Annotated in this window: 18 protein-coding genes; 4 read left to right on the top strand and 14 right to left on the bottom strand. The window is 40.0% G+C overall.

The genetic code is table 11. The annotated features are described in order from the left end of the window. The 3 genes from IJJ71_RS06805 to IJJ71_RS06795 all read left to right on the top strand — a co-directional run. On the top strand, positions 1-1,189 hold a 1,189-nt coding region (locus tag IJJ71_RS06805), incomplete at its 5' end, for a 3-isopropylmalate dehydratase large subunit (protein WP_296846076.1). 39 nt (positions 1,190-1,228) lie between these two features. Then, on the top strand, positions 1,229-1,762 hold the full coding sequence (locus tag IJJ71_RS06800) for a 3-isopropylmalate dehydratase small subunit (protein WP_296846075.1): 534 nt from the start codon (positions 1,229-1,231) through the stop codon (positions 1,760-1,762). 262 nt (positions 1,763-2,024) lie between these two features. Further along, complete coding sequence (locus IJJ71_RS06795; protein WP_296846074.1) at positions 2,025-2,780, top strand: CPBP family intramembrane glutamic endopeptidase; 756 nt, start codon at positions 2,025-2,027, stop codon at positions 2,778-2,780. Here IJJ71_RS06795 and IJJ71_RS06790 read toward each other — a convergent pair. The 14 genes from IJJ71_RS06790 to IJJ71_RS06725 all read right to left on the bottom strand — a co-directional run bounded on the left by IJJ71_RS06790 (position 2,777) and on the right by IJJ71_RS06725 (position 13,799). Next, on the bottom strand, positions 2,777-3,853 hold the full coding sequence (locus IJJ71_RS06790) for a hypothetical protein (protein ID WP_296846073.1): 1,077 nt from the start codon (positions 3,851-3,853) through the stop codon (positions 2,777-2,779). The genes IJJ71_RS06795 and IJJ71_RS06790 overlap by 4 nt on opposite strands. Positions 3,854-3,877: 24 nt before the next feature. Beyond that, a complete protein-coding gene (locus tag IJJ71_RS06785; RefSeq protein WP_296846072.1) occupies positions 3,878-4,882 on the bottom strand; it encodes a hypothetical protein in 1,005 nt (334 codons plus the stop codon). Positions 4,883-4,900: 18 nt separating this feature from the next. Next, entirely contained in the window at positions 4,901-5,815 is a 915-nt protein-coding gene (locus tag IJJ71_RS06780) for an SH3 domain-containing protein (protein WP_296846071.1), read from the bottom strand. Between the two features lie 2 nt (positions 5,816-5,817). After that, complete coding sequence (locus IJJ71_RS06775; RefSeq protein WP_296846070.1) at positions 5,818-6,588, bottom strand: hypothetical protein; 771 nt, start codon at positions 6,586-6,588, stop codon at positions 5,818-5,820. Between the two features lie 2 nt (positions 6,589-6,590). Beyond that, a complete protein-coding gene (locus IJJ71_RS06770; protein ID WP_296846069.1) occupies positions 6,591-7,676 on the bottom strand; it encodes a discoidin domain-containing protein in 1,086 nt (361 codons plus the stop codon). Positions 7,677-7,726: 50 nt separating this feature from the next. Then, positions 7,727-7,882, bottom strand: coding sequence for a hypothetical protein (locus tag IJJ71_RS06765; RefSeq protein ID WP_296846068.1), 156 nt, complete (start codon positions 7,880-7,882; stop codon positions 7,727-7,729). Positions 7,883-7,911: 29 nt separating this feature from the next. After that, on the bottom strand, positions 7,912-8,646 hold the full coding sequence (locus tag IJJ71_RS06760) for a hypothetical protein (RefSeq protein ID WP_296846067.1): 735 nt from the start codon (positions 8,644-8,646) through the stop codon (positions 7,912-7,914). Next, complete coding sequence (locus tag IJJ71_RS06755) at positions 8,643-9,113, bottom strand: hypothetical protein (RefSeq protein WP_296846066.1); 471 nt, start codon at positions 9,111-9,113, stop codon at positions 8,643-8,645. The genes IJJ71_RS06760 and IJJ71_RS06755 overlap by 4 nt, the downstream gene beginning before the upstream one ends. A gap of 30 nt (positions 9,114-9,143) precedes the next feature. Further along, positions 9,144-9,482 (bottom strand): type II toxin-antitoxin system PemK/MazF family toxin, encoded by a 339-nt coding sequence (locus tag IJJ71_RS06750; RefSeq protein ID WP_296846065.1) that lies wholly within the window; start codon positions 9,480-9,482, stop codon positions 9,144-9,146. Then, a complete protein-coding gene (locus IJJ71_RS06745; RefSeq protein WP_296846064.1) occupies positions 9,469-9,675 on the bottom strand; it encodes a hypothetical protein in 207 nt (68 codons plus the stop codon). Before IJJ71_RS06745 ends, IJJ71_RS06750 begins: the two co-directional genes overlap by 14 nt. Positions 9,676-9,779: 104 nt before the next feature. Then, positions 9,780-10,424, bottom strand: a complete 645-nt coding sequence (locus IJJ71_RS06740; protein ID WP_296846063.1) for a hypothetical protein — start codon at positions 10,422-10,424, stop codon at positions 9,780-9,782. 239 nt (positions 10,425-10,663) lie between these two features. Continuing rightward, complete coding sequence (locus tag IJJ71_RS06735; RefSeq protein ID WP_296846062.1) at positions 10,664-11,014, bottom strand: hypothetical protein; 351 nt, start codon at positions 11,012-11,014, stop codon at positions 10,664-10,666. Further along, on the bottom strand, positions 11,004-12,164 hold the full coding sequence (locus IJJ71_RS06730; RefSeq protein ID WP_296846061.1) for a hypothetical protein: 1,161 nt from the start codon (positions 12,162-12,164) through the stop codon (positions 11,004-11,006). Before IJJ71_RS06730 ends, IJJ71_RS06735 begins: the two co-directional genes overlap by 11 nt. A gap of 18 nt (positions 12,165-12,182) precedes the next feature. Then, positions 12,183-13,799 carry a WG repeat-containing protein gene (locus IJJ71_RS06725; RefSeq protein ID WP_296846060.1) on the bottom strand — a complete coding sequence of 539 codons (1,617 nt, stop codon included), beginning with the start codon at positions 13,797-13,799 and terminating at the stop codon, positions 12,183-12,185. Between the two features lie 50 nt (positions 13,800-13,849). Here IJJ71_RS06725 and IJJ71_RS06720 point away from each other — a divergent pair. After that, positions 13,850-14,884, top strand: a 1,035-nt coding sequence (locus tag IJJ71_RS06720; RefSeq protein WP_296846059.1) for an ATP-binding protein, incomplete at its 3' end; no start/stop codon positions are given.

The raw sequence follows: 14,884 nt of genomic DNA, 5'->3' as shown, positions 1-14,884 counted from the left end.
CGAAATCACGACTCCTGTCGCTATCAATGACTTGGTTGAGCGCGGTAAGGACAGAGTTTTTGACCCGACTAAAATCAAGGCCGTAATCGACCATGTAACTCCTTCAAAAGACAGCAAAACTGCTACTCAGTCTAAAATTCTTCGTGACTGGGCACGCCGAAACAATATTAAGGATTTCTTCGACATTGGTGCAAACGGTGTTTGCCATGCAATTTTCCCGGAGAAAGGTTTCGTTCGACCAGGTTACACTGTAATCATGGGTGACAGCCACACTTGTACACACGGAGCTTTCGGTGCTTTCGCAGCAGGTGTCGGTACAACTGACCTTGAAGTCGGAATCCTTAAAGGTGTCTGCTCATTCCGTGAGCCAAAATCAATCAAATTCGTTTTGAACGGAAAGCTCAAAGAAGGTGTTTATGCAAAGGACGTTATCCTTCATCTTATCGGAAAAATCGGCGTTAACGGTGCTACAAACTGCGTAATCGAGTTCACAGGCCCGGTTGTTGACAACATGGACATGGAAGAGCGAATGACTCTCTGTAACATGGCAATTGAGGCCGGTGGTACAAGCGGAATCTGTTTCCCGGATGCAAAAACTGTCGAATACCTCTGGGAATTCATCAAAGACGAATACAAGTCAAAGGAAGAAGCAATCGCTGACTACGCAAAATGGCGTGATGATGACGATGCAGAATACGAAAAAGTAATCACAGAAGATTTGTCAAATCTTGAGCCTGTATGTACAATCAACTACAAGCCAGATCAGATTAAGAAAATCTCTGAGATGAAAGGCACAAAAGTCGATCAGGTTTACATCGGTTCATGCACAAACGGCCGAATCTCAGACCTTCGAATCGCTGCAAAAGTCCTCAAAGGACACAAACTTGCAGACGGAGTTCGTGGTATCGTAAGCCCAGCTACTCCAAAAATCTACAAGATGGCTGTGGATGAGGGAATCATTGACATTTTCCTCGAAGCAGGATTCTGTGTAACCAACCCTACTTGCGGTGCTTGTCTTGGTATGTCAAACGGCGTTCTTGCTGAGGGTGAGGTCTGTGCTTCAACAACAAACCGCAACTTCAACGGCCGAATGGGTAAAGGCGGCATGGTTCATCTTATGAGCCCGGCAAGTGCTGCTGCAACTGCAATCACAGGAACCATCGCAAATTCAGAACTTTACAAAGGCTAATTAAGCCGTTTTATTATAGAAGCTTAAAAGGAGAAAACTATGAAAGCTTTTGGTGGAGATGTACTCTTTTTGGATCGCTCAGATATTAACACTGACGAGATTATCCCTGCGAAATATCTTACAGAGGTTTCAAAACAGGCACTCAAACCTTATCTTTTGGAAGACCTCAAACTTGAAGGTTTTGATGCAAAGCGTGATGTTCCGAACAAAAAGGTAATCATCACTCGTGAGAATTTCGGATGTGGTTCAAGCCGTGAGCATGCTCCTTGGGCTTTGGAAGTTAACGGAATTTACACTGTTATAGCTCCAAATTTCGCACGAATCTTCTATCAGAACATGTACAACTGCGGTCTTTTGGCACTCAATATGCCAAAAAAAGACATTGATGATATGTTCCGCACATTCGGCAACAAAGACTGTGAATGCAAAATCGAGCAGAAGGAAGACGGAACATGGAAGGTTAAGCTTATCGCAGGCAGCCTTTCAAAAAGCTATCCGTTCAAGCTCGAGGGATTCGAGAAAGCCCTCATCGAAAATGAAGGCTGGATCGGATATGCAGAGAGCAAATACTAAAATAAAATCTAACTACCAACTTTAGAAACCACAGATTACACAGATGGCACAGATGAAAATATATAATCTGTGTAATCTGTGCCATCTGTGGTTTATTTTTTATGCCTGGGTTGTAAAATAAATGATTTTCTTTAATTCCCAAAAGAATCAAAGTTCAGGGCTTGCTTCAAATGTGAATACGCCATTTTTCTCCTCGTTCATTAATTTTGATGTTGAAATAGATGAAAAGCACTGGTAGTTTACAAAATAAAAGGAACTTTCGATGAAAAAATCTACAATTTTCTATCTTGGTTTTTTTTATGTCCTTCTCTTTTTTGGGATTGCGCCTGTTATGGGGCAATTTTTTGGGGAACGGCAGGAAGTTGTCGTGGCTTGCTACCCTTTTTCGGTGTTTTTGAACGCTGGTATATCATTTTTGATATATACTTTTTCGATTAAAGGGCGGATTTTTGATAAGCCGATTGAGAGAGCGCGCGAGCCTTTTTTTGTTTATTCGGCTAACACTCTTCTTTGTTTTGGAGTTCTTTTCGTTTCGTCATGTGTTTTTGAAGCGATTTCTTATTTTTTGAAAATCGGCGGCGGACTACAGGAAGTTATTTTTCCGACCAGTTTTTTGGGATGGGTGAACTTCTTTTTTGGCGTTGTTTGCGCGGCTTTTTTTGAGGAAGTGATTTACCGTTTTTATTTGCCGCGCGCGTTCCGTGAGATTTTTAGGAAGCTGAAGGTTTTCCGTAATTCTGGAACTGCTCAGAAAGCTGAGTTTAAAGTGTCTGCTGCAGCCGATAATGCGAATGAAGTCTTAAACAGGCTATGGTTTTCGTTTTTGTGCGAGGGGCTTGCCCTGCTCCTTTTTGGGCTTGGGCATATTTACCTTGGAGTTCTTGGATTTCTGAACGCTCTTGTGTGCGGGGCTGCCTTGAGGCTTTGCATGGCAAGGACGAAATCGCTATGGATTCCGTTCGCCATTCATGCTTTGTACAATTTTCTTTCGTTTTTGGCAGTTTATCTGCTTTTTTAGAAGGCTGATTTTTTAAAAACTGATTGAATTTTCTCGTAAGTCCAGGCTGAAATCTCATACAGGGCGTTTTCTGAGTAGAATGCGAAAGCTGTTTCCTGACTGTCGATTTGTGTCGGCGTGACGGATTTTTGGTAGAAGTAAGATATTTCTGATTCGGAGAGCTGATTTTTTGAATCGTTTTCCGGAAGAGAAGTTTGATTTGAATTTGTGAAGCCAGCCTTTTTCTCAAAAAAGTCGATTCTGGCGATTCTGCCGTTTCCGTCCTGCAGCGTGAGCGTAGAGATTTTTTTCAGGAAAGATGTTTCGGATTGGAAAGATTCTTTTTCAAAATTGTTTTTATCGGATTGGATTCGGGGCATGTCCTGGATATTTCCATGACGGAGAGAAAGTAGCGTGTGTGATTTTGATTTGAAATCTTCTGATTTTTCGTCGAGTTTGATTGTTATAGGAGAAAGACTTTGCTCTGAATCCGCCTTGATTTTCATCGTGATTTGAACTGGATTTTTTATTTCGGGGATGATTTGTCCTTCTGTCCAGTAGTTTGTCTCAGCCGTAAGGAACTGATGAATGTCATTTTCGGTCTCGTAAACTGTTTTTGATGAGTCAGAGCGAAAATAAATGCGGTATTTGAGAGAATCTGAATATCCGAAGTGCACTTTTGTGTACAACTTACCGTTGTTTTGAGAAAAGCTGATACTTGTTCCTTGAGTCTCTGAGATTCCTAGTGAAAGATAGTCGTTTTCTTTTTCTGTGATTTTATAAATCTTTCGGATTTTACTCGTGTTTTCAAGAAGTGCGGCGATGATTTTTGAGTCCGCGAGCGTGGAGATTTCATTTCCGTTTTCGAAAGTTTTGTAAAGAAGCCAGAAATCGCCCTGCTTTTTGAGCGTGATTTGGGATCCTTTTGATTCGATTTCAATCAAATTCACCTCGTTTTTGTGACTTGGGTTCAATATTGCGGAATCAATGGCTTTTTGCGCGCTCCTCTCCTTTTTTGAGAAAGCGAGTGAAAGGACAAAAATTAAAATCGATGCGAGTAGAATCTTAAAAAGCAATTTGTTCTGTTTGGTCATTTTCTGCTCCGTGAGTTTTATCCCTTAAAGATGAACATTCTGGGCTTCGGTACTGTAAATTAGATAATAGAACTGATTCTGTTTTTCATCGGTTCTCGCAGGAATTTCAAAAGAATCGCCTTTAAGTCCTGTTGTTGAGATTTTCATAGTCAGGTAATTATCATATTTTGAGTCAGCCTTTATTTCAAGCAGAAAGTCGCTGCCCTTTTTTTTGTACGGACACGGATTTTTTTCTTCTATCCATGAGTCGATGTCCTTATTTATCATCGCAATCTGCTTGATGTCGAGCGAGATGGTCTTCTGATAATCCAATTTTCCCTTGAAAAATACAAGTGCGGTCACATCGTAACTGGTATTTCCGGTCTGTTTTGTTATCCATCGCACATGAGGGGCATTTTTGTCCTCGGGATACTTTGCAATCCATTCTTTATATGACTCGGTTTTGATTTCAATTTCTGTTTTGATTTTTCCAAGCGGGGGCAGAATATTTTTTCGCTCTTCTTCTGGAACATATTTTTCAAACTCCGTTAGAAGAGGCTCAATTGTCTGGATGTAGCCTTCAAAACCGTCTGCATGAGGAAGATAAATATTGTTCAAGCGGTCATTTTCCCATGTCTTATACGGAGAAAATTTTTTGGCAAGTTTGTCAGATTCTTCCGACACTATTGTAACTTCAATTTTAGGTGATGAGTGTTCATAGTAATGATTTGAAAAATAGATTGTTATTTCAGAATTTTTTGAATTGAAACTGGTATCTCTCGTCCATTCGCCGTAACCTGAATCATCTGTTCCTCGGTGCAGCTCTCTTTTCGGAACTGAGCGGATTGTGTTAATGAAAGGAAGAATCCATTCGTATTTTAAAAATAATCTGTCAGCTCTTCCAGTTGAAGAGTCTTCATAATGCCATTCTTTTTCCCAAAGCGTAAGAATTATTCCTTCTGGAAGTTTTGTGATTTCATAAGCCAGATATTCTTCGTAATAAAAACTATTCTGAATTATTGTGCCCCAGTATACTTTTTTATCGCTCATTTTTCACCCCTTTTAGTTTTATTTTATCGCATCGGCTTTTTTCTGGTGCTCTTCCATAATCGGATTCCAGTAGTCGTGGTACTGTTTCTCGTATTTAGTGCCTTTGGCTGAGACACCGGCACAAATCGACATTGTAACTCTTTCGGAATCCACTTTATTGCAATCAGCAAGATATTGTAAGTAAGTCTGATTCTTGTAATTCGTTTCATAAAGCATTGCGGAGTTCATATTGTCGTCATAAAGCTCCAAACTTATATGCTCACTTGGAAAAATCCGCTTAAATTTCGGCCCGACATGAGAGAAATAGGTGTATAGGCCTTCAACTTTGACAGTCACCGTGACTTTTTCATTTGAATCAAATCCATTGTCATAAACTTTAGAAAGCAAAAATGAGTTTTTCCCCAATGCTTTCCATGTTCCTTCTGTCGGTCGGGCACCATTCAATAGACCTCCGTCATAAGTTCCATCTGGAAGCATACGAACTGCATACATAGATTCGGGATTTTCCTCAAAATCAATAAGGAACAAAAGCCGTGTCAAATAATCGCTTAGTTCTTCCGCATTTTTTGGAGCAATGAATTTTGGCATATTCTCAGAAAGATACCCGCCGAACACCCAGCCGTATTCAGAATTGTCGCCTTTCCACTCGTACCGAGGAATCAGAATCTCCACCCACGGAGCCGTGATTCCGTCTATCGTTTCTTCCCGCCCGATTGCCACGACTTTGAGCGGGAGCCTGTGCGTGAGAGCGCAAAGCCGATTTGATTTAAGAGACGGCTTATCCCGAACACGCAGGCCTTCTGCCGAATCCACATACATTGTATTGATGACCTTGCCGGCTTGATAAAACCGGGCTTTGTCTGCAAAAACTGAAAGTGCCAAACTTGTGAAAGTGAATAAAATTGAAATGAGTTTTTTCATACTAATTTTCATAATTACTCCGTGTCCAAAATCATAGTATAGCCGCCAAAAATCCACGCATATTCACTCGGTGGTTCGTCAGGCGGTTGCGGTGCACCCTCAACCCAAATTAAATACCACGGTGAAGTTATGCCGTCAATGGTTTCTTCGGTTACTGTTCTTGCCAGAATCTTGTATTCTTCGTCTTTGAAAACCACGGTTCTGTCCTCGATGTATGTTTTTGTTTCGTAGTTATAATAATCCAGATGAACAAGCTCGCCTTTCAAAGAAGGTGTTTTCCGCATTTTGAGGTTTTCTTTTATGCGAATCTTTTTGGGATATTTTATACATTTGATACCTTCAAACATGTATTCTTTGTAAGGCTCCGAATGCTTGTCGCTCCAAAAAACTTTTCCTCCAGAAATATACGCCCCTTTATTAAAAATATTGCTTTTATCAATGTCGATTATTATTTCTGACGCTTTATCACAGTTAAGCCCAAAATCTTTTAGCCTTTTTATGTTGTCCTTGTCGATGTAGTTAAACGGATAGTTGATTTTTATGGTGTTTTTTAAAAAAGAATATGTGCCGTCGCAAAAATGATAATCAAAACCGTCGATTGTAAAAGTATTGTCATCTTTGAATGTCAGCCGCAAAAATATTTCAAATCCATAACTTATAAAGATTTCCCTGTTCTCATCAAAATATTTTTTATATTCGCGCTCAGAATGTTGTGAAAAAACATTCGCCGAAATCAACATTGAGAAAAGTACAATTGCAAAAATTTTTTTAGAAAGAAAATTCATTTTTATTTCCGTTCTTCCGCGGTTTTGACAAACTTGCTGCCGTCAAACTCAAAGATTAGTTTACATTCGATTGCTGATTCAATTGAGAGACTTTTATCAAGGAATTTTGTGTAGTTGATTTCAAAAACATTTGAATGAGAATAAAAATGGACATAAGTACAATCTGGGCTTGGATTGTTTATTGTTTCCTTAAGGCTCTTAATGTTTTTGAAAATGGGATTATTTTCTGCGTCAATAAGGGATTTGCCATCAAAAATGTAAAAATGCGTTATGAGCGAAGAGACATCTTCTTTTTCCCATTCGATTACGGCTGCACCATTATGCATCAAAAATATGCTGTAGTTTTTGTTTAAGCCTCTGTAACCTATAGGATAAATTGCATTGTGCAAATGCTCCGGAATTGTCGTCCATTTTGTGTCTGATTCAAAATCTATTGCGGTGTAGGCCTGGCAGCGGCCAGAAGCGTCTTTTCGTGCTTTTTTGGAATCGGCTTTGTAAATCTCTGCAAACAGATTTCCCCGCCAGGAATCATATTTAAACTCTTTTTCCTTATAATAATCATAGCAATATTCGGGACTGTCTAAAAACGTAATTTCAGAAATACAGGTATCGTCAAACTCGCTTCCTTTGTAAATCCCCGTGATTGTGATTTTGATTTGCTTAGCAGTTATCGGGCTGTCAAGCCAGCTGATGCAGTGCGGGTCGGGGGTGTCGGGAAGATTACAGCTGCCAAGCTCCTGCTTTTCGGAAGAAATTTTAATGCTTTTGACCCTGTTGTTTTTCAGATAATAGCCAAGACTGCCGTAGCCGTTTCTGATTGTAATGCCGTAGATTTTAACCTCGCTTTTGAAGTCAAACACGAACTCCGTGCCGACCCCTTTGCCAGCCCAGCTTTTGTATGTGTTGTCGATGAGATTTTGCGCGCCGTATTTGTCGGGGTTATTTGCGTCTTCAATGAGCGTGTTTGAAGCCGTAACTTTGACAGGCTTTGCGCCGTATTCGTCTTTACTTGGGTCTAGTGCGAATGCTGCCGAACAAACCAAAGCGACAAAAACTAAAGCAATGCTTTTCTTAGAATTTTTTTTCATTTTTTCACCCTCTTAGAACGCATAAATCTTATCATAATCCTTGATGTATTTTAAGTTCTCATAGTCAAAGTCGCTTCCCCTATGGTTCCGTCTGGCATCATGGCTTTCGCGGATTTTTTGGCGGATGATGATTTTTGAGAATTCTTACAGCTTAGAGCAAGAAGAAATACCGCACAAGCAAGCGGAATTGTCAGAAACTTTTTCATTGTGTACTTCTGTTTTCCTTTTTTATCATTTATTCTTCCTCACGACCAAGAAGAGCGCGCATTTTGCTGCTGATATAGGCTTCTGCACGCTCACGATAAAATCTGTTTGTGCAAGTTTCTTCGAGTTTTATAAGACCTCGCTTGATTTCGTACATTTTATCGCACACGCGTTTGTATCCGTCTTCCACGAACCAGTAGCCAGTGTCACCTTCATCAATATCTCTACGCCATGTTGCTGCAACGAGCCAGAAGAATTCCTCAAAATCAAGCACATCTTTTTCTGTCCAGCTAACAGTTGTCTTGAATGATTCTTGTAGTTTTTTGTCGTTCAAATATCTGTAAATGTCGTACTCCGTGCGAGCAGGAATACGCTGATACTCATGCCCGAAGTAAGTGCCGCCCCCTACGACCAGACGGAACATTTCATTTAAAGTCATATAGATTTCATTCAGGTTCGCTTGGATTTTTTGGATTTCCTCTGCCCGCTGTCCAGCCTTCTTATCATTTTCCTCTTTCAGCGAAAGTGCATACAGCTCAAAATAATAGTCCTGCCCGCACTCGCCTCCGAATTCTGAAAGGTCACTTCTTTTTTCGTAGAGTTTTTCAGCAGACAAGACTTCCTGTGAGAGCCGAAGAAGTTCCGGGGCATGCTGCTCGATGTGCGATTTTTCTTTCGAGGATTCCCTGCCCTCCGCATACAATCCTGCACAAGAAGCAAGCATAATCGCTGACAGAATACAGATGATGATTTTATTTTTTTTCATATTGTTGCGTTTTTACTTACCTTTTCCAAAATATATTCGATTTCGTCCATGCATTTGTTGATTTTTATGTTGAATGTGATTGTCATTATGACAAAAAGAATTACGATGGCGGCGGCACTTGTTTTCCACTTCTTTGACTGAAAGCCATGAGCGAAAAAAGGCAGGAGCATAAAGATTCCGAAGAAAAAGAAATCATTCTTGAATGTAAGGTTTACCGTGCATTTTTCATCATCGCCCGAAAGCTCGCACTCGAATCTTCTGAACGGAGAGAATTTGTGGAAATACTGATAATTCAAGTCCAGAGAAAATACTCCGTCCTTTTCTTCTCCACATAAGACTTTTTGCGGGTCTTTTCCGAAAAATTCTTTTTTGTTCTCGATATTAGCCATGATTGCCTGTCTGACTATGTTCACAGGGCTTTCAACAGTAAGAGAGATTTCTTTTTTACATGCAAGGGTGAAATACATTGTGATTTATCCATAGATATAGAGGTTATATTATTCCTTAGTTACATAATCAATTTCGTCTTCAATTTTTGAAAGAAGATTTTTCGGAAGTTTTGAGATTTTTTCTTCAAGACGGAATTTGTCCACTACGACAATCTGATGAATCAATGCGACGGAATCTTTGGAAAGCCCTGATTCTTTTTTGGGAAGAAAAACATTTCCTCTCAAATCTGCATTTATGGTATTTGATGTAAGTGGAACTACAATTTTAGTGTTTAGTCCATTTAAGTTTTCTTTGTCAGCCTGAATTATTACAACAGGTCGGCGCATTCTAGGCTCGCTTCCGAACGGAATGCCAAAATCAAGCATATAAACATCACCACGAGTCATTCTTTACGCTCTCCCATACAGTCGAAAGACTTGCATCTCTCATTTTCTGCAAAGATTCTTCTTCGGAATACTCATTATGTAAAATAGATGTTTTTTTGTTTATATTATTTGCCACGAAATTTAGCAACTGTATTTGTTCAGCCAAAGAGAATTTTAATACTTGATTTTCTACATACGCAAGAGCATCTGACATATCGAACCTCCAAGTATTATTATAGCATAAAAATTAAGCTTTTGCATAAAAACAGCATTATAAATGGCGAGCGACTTTCAGTGTTGAAGTACGGGAACTTTTTTTCATTTGCCTAATTTCTCCAAAAAAATCTGATTATTTTTTGCATCTGTAATGAATTTTATATCTTTGTTGCGGTCCAGAAACGCAGAAAAACCTTCTTTCGTGCACATTTCTTTTGCGAACTGGATTTTGTCTTCGATGTATTCAATGATTTTAGCAAAAATTGATTCGTTGACATGACAAATATCAAGATTTTCAGGCCAGATATGCAAGTATAACAGTCCTTTCTTTTCCATGCCTTCATTTTCAACCGCATAAAGGGTTGGAACAATTTCAAAGTTGACCCATTTTCCCCTCATATTGCTGTGTGATGAGCAAAAGCCGAATTCGCATTGAACGACAGGATTTTTCCAGCGGAGTTTTCGTTTGAGGCAGGTGAAATTTTCTTTGTCCTTGTAATAAATGCCAATCTGCCTGCAAACTTCATCAAAAATAGCTTTTGGTTCATCTTCCGGCTTGCAGTTGAAAGTGATTTTCTCTTTCGGAAGAGCCGTAACAGTGTTCTCTGACAGGCATAAAACGCCGAAAGCCCCACCAGTCTTGGTATCCTCGTAAAACTGCGGCTCTGTTATGTGTACGCTGACAGGTCTGCCAGGCATTGCTTTTGGAGCAGTTTCCTTTTTCTTAAACAGATTAAAAATTCCCATTTTTGTTTCTCCTACTTCATTTCTTAAAGGCATTATAGTCAAATTCGGCATTTTGTACTATAATATAGATATGAGCGAAAGACGAAACCTGCCTATTGGCATCCAGACATTTGAAGAACTCCGCACGAAGAATTGCGTTTATCGTTACCCGCTTTGCCGTGAACTATTCGAGCGAAAAAGAACAGCTTGACGATTGGAGCATCGAGGAAGAGTAAAAATCTCGTCTGAGCAATAGATGTTTACTCTGGAGGTAAATCCCAGAACACCATGATAACAAATACTCCCCAAAAAAGCGACCAGATACAAGTTAAGATGGATATGACAAAATAATCCAGTGCTTTTTCTTCTTTAGGCGAGAGGCTTGAAAACACGATACCAAGGATAGAAGATATTAAAGCCGGAAGCCAACCGAAAACAAGAATAAACATCGCAATGGCGATTAAGAACTCAGCCTCAGAGAAAATTCCAAGAGGAAGAAGAATAACTGACAAAAGTATTATTACTACCGGCAGAAGCGAGCAGATTTTGGTGCGATTAAATTGTAGAATCTTTTTCATAAAAGCGATAAATCCCTGCAATTTATTTCCCATGCTCTGAAAGAGTTTTGACAATCTCTTTCTGCACGTCGCTCATCTTGTACATACGGATGGTTTTCTTGCCGTTTTTTTCAACCTCTACAAAGCAGCATGGACCATATACAGGGTGCTCAAGGAAAAAATAATATGGGGTGCTTTCAAAATATTCATCGATTACAACAGGTACGTGTACGGGAGAATTTATGTTCGAGAAGCCAAGTTTGTAAACAGTTTCCCCATATAATCCATTTGAATGTATATTAAAAACAACCCAATCATTAAGATGTACACCTGGAATTCCATAGTCCACCTTTTTATCATTGAATGCAGGAATAAAAAATGGGGCTGCCCGTACCTTTTTGAAGTCATCTTCCCATGTAATAAATAAATTTTCCTCTTCTGCGGCATCATAAGAATTTATAATAATTATTTTTTCTTCAAGAGAAAGATACCTGATACCATGACCATATTTCAAAGTTGATAAAAATGCAGTCAGTTCATTGTCAATGCGCTCTTTTTTCTTAAAGTCATAAATATAATAGTTATTTGTTATCTTCTTTCTATCTATCTTATCCCTTTCCCTGCATAAAAAAAGATAATCTCCAAGCCTGACTTCCAAAACATCCTTTAGAAAATCGCTTTCCTGCTCAAACGGGCTTGAAAGAATCTTGTTGTTCGGCAAGTCATATATAAAATAATCATACTTTTCTCGGGTAAGCATGTGTCCATATATCAACAAGAATATTTTTCTTTCAGAATCCAGCAGCAATGCTCCCCTTGCCCAATATCTTCTTGTAAAAATCGGCTCAAAGAGCAATGTCTTGTTTGTATCCAAATCATAAAAAAGCTGCGTGACTCCGCCTGAATATCCGTAAATGACATTCACTTCTGGGAATGTTTTAAAGATGCAGTCTCCATCTGAAAAATTGACAAGTTTCTTTATTTTCAGCTTATTTTTTTCCGTCACTTCCAAAGTAGAGAAACGATCATTATATAGAGTTATTAATTTTCCATCTTTCCAGTCACAATAATCAAAAACATTCTTGTATGGAAGTTCTGTATATTTTTCGATTTTTATATCATCTAGGTTCATGTGCTTTTCCTGCGGGAAAATATACGGTGAGATTAATAGCAATGTTATGGTCAGAAGGTGTTTGTGGTTCATTTTTTTTCCTCCATTCACCTAATATTTCTCCGGGAGCTGATTCCACTCATTTTCGGTAATTTTCTCATCCTCGCCGTTGGGGTTCAGGCGATAATATTTACTAGGAAAGTCATAAATATAATAGTACGGAGCCTTGTAGCGAAATTCGAGTATGTCGTGTTTTCCGTCGGAAATAAGCCTAGACTGCTGGCTTTTCTTTGTGATTGCATACAATGTGTACCCGTCGTTTGCTTTAATAACAAGGTCTTCGTTCCTTTCGTCTGTCGGCGGGTATATTCTAGGGCTGTATTTCATTTGTGGAATTAAGATTTTGCTTTCTTTTGCGGTGTTTCCCAGAAGAACAAGGCTGTAGCCGACTCCCCAATGCTGGACTATGCAATAATAATTTCCGTTCCAGTAAAATGGCGTTCTTATGGAATTGTATATATCACCGTTAACATAATCAAGAATCAACTCAGGGGCTTTGTTCTTTTGCGTGAGGCGGTAAAGTGCCGTTTTTTCATTTCCACTTCCATACTTCCCTTTATCTGTGAGAATCCAGTGAATATCGTTCTTGCCGGGAAGCTTTCTGGATTCCTCGGAGCTTCTGCAGAACCGGACATGCTTGACACCGGACAAAACGATTTCGTCTTCCTTTGAGCTGTCGTCGTTCAAAATTACGAGTTTTTCCGCGTAATCGTCGGCGCTCTGTGAGTCCTGCACAACGGCATAGCACCGCTCCCCGCACTGCAAGAAATCCTTTATTTCTTCATATTTGAACGGCGAGATAAAACGCCCTTCGCTCTGCTCACTTTGCTTTGGAAGGAAAATACCTTCCTTGCCGTCTTTTCTGGCGAAGATGCATTTTCCGTTTACAAAAGATTCTCCGTAGTCGCGACTCCGGATTCTGTCATATTCAAAATCAAGAAGAAGTTCACCATCTGGAAGAACAAGACCGAAATTTTTATCTTCGGAATCTTCTTCTCCTTCTCTGCGCACAGCCCGGATTGCGGGGCCAGGCCAGCCCTCTTTAACCATGTAGTCTGGTAACAAGTCCCTTGCGTTGGAATCAAGCAGGCGGCCGAACCAGCGTTCTTCCATCACATACAAAAAACAGGCCTTGTAGGTTTCTTTTCCGTTAGAATCGGTCGAAAGATGAAAATACGGCTTGAGCTTTTCACGGTAATAGTCGGAAAAAATGAGAGCGTCTTCCTCATACCTGACAACTTCATAAGGCTTTCTTGCAGCCAAGTAAGCCTCAAATGGAGCAGACTCAGAATAGTCATCAATCCCGATGGCTACGAACTCGTCATAGTACCAGTCCCATTCATAGTCAAAATAAGGCCCCCAAGAAGCCCCGATTACGGCAAAATGCCCAGAATGATATTCAAGCTTCCTTTTGCCCTTTGTGCGCGCGACAATAAAATATTGCCCGTTGCCTCCGTCAAGCCCTTCAATCGAAAGATACTTGAACGGCGTGACAACTTTTCCGTCCACCTGCAATGCCCATTTTTCTCTTGAAAGGAATTTCTTTTTAGAGACCGCGCAATAGCTTTTTCCGTTGTAGTCAAAAAGATGCTCAGGTTCTACTTCCTTTGAGTAAGCAAGAGATGCAAAAATTGTAAATGCTAAAAATACAAGAAATGGCCGTTTCATTTTCATGGATATTATAGCACACTTTTAGTGTTCCGTGTTATAATTGATCTATGAGCGAAAGACGAAACCTGCCGATTGGCATCCAGACATTTGAGAAAATCCGCACCGGGAATTATGTTTATGTTGATAAGACTCAGTTTGTCGAAAAGCTTGCACGATACAAGTGCCCGTATTTTTTGAGCCGTCCGCGCCGGTTCGGTAAGTCGCTCTTTCTTTCAACGCTCAAGAGCTATTTTGAGGGCCGCAAGGATTTGTTCGAGGGGCTTTCGCTTTCCGAGACTGAAACCGAGTGGAAGAAATATCCGGTTTTTTACCTCGATTTCAATGTCGGAGATTTTACGGACGAAGAGAATTTCAGAAAATCTCTCGGCATAAAACTTGACCAGTACGAAAAAATCTACGGCGTCAGGAATCCTAACGCAACAAGCCCTGCCGACCGATTCAGCAGTTTGCTTCAGCAAGCTCACGAGCAGACAGGCTTACAGGCGGTCATTCTGGTGGATGAGTACGACAAGCCGCTTTTGAACGCAATCGGAAACGAGGAGCTTGTGGACACTTTCCGCAAAATCCTCAAATCCTTCTACGGCGTTATCAAAGGCGAGGACGCGCATATTCAGTTTGCGTTTATCACGGGCGTTACGCGCTTTGACAAAGTTAGCATTTTCTCTGATTTGAATAATTTAAACGATATTTCACTAAACAGCGATTTTACTTCGGTTTGCGGAATCACTCAGGAAGAACTTGAAGAGAGTTTTGTTCCGGAAATCGAGCTTATGGCTCAAGAAAACGAAATCTCAAAAGAAGAGTGCATTGCCGAGCTAAAAAAGAATTATGACGGTTATCATTTTTCAAAGAACACAAAAACCGATATTTATAATCCTTTCAGCTTGATGAATGCCTTTTTCAATAATTCTTTCGGCAGCTACTGGTTCTCGACAGGCACGCCGACTTTCCTCACCAGGATGATGAAGAATATAAATTTTGATTACACTTCTCTGGAAGATGAAATTGAGGTAGGACGAAGAACCATTGAAAACTATCGGCTTGACTCACAAAATGCCTTGCCGATGCTTTATCAGACTGGT

Origin of the sequence: Treponema sp., from assembly GCF_017430385.1 — a bacterium.
Taxonomy (GTDB): Bacteria; Spirochaetota; Spirochaetia; order Treponematales; family Treponemataceae; genus Treponema_D.
This window is presented reverse-complemented; position numbering and strand designations above follow the sequence as displayed.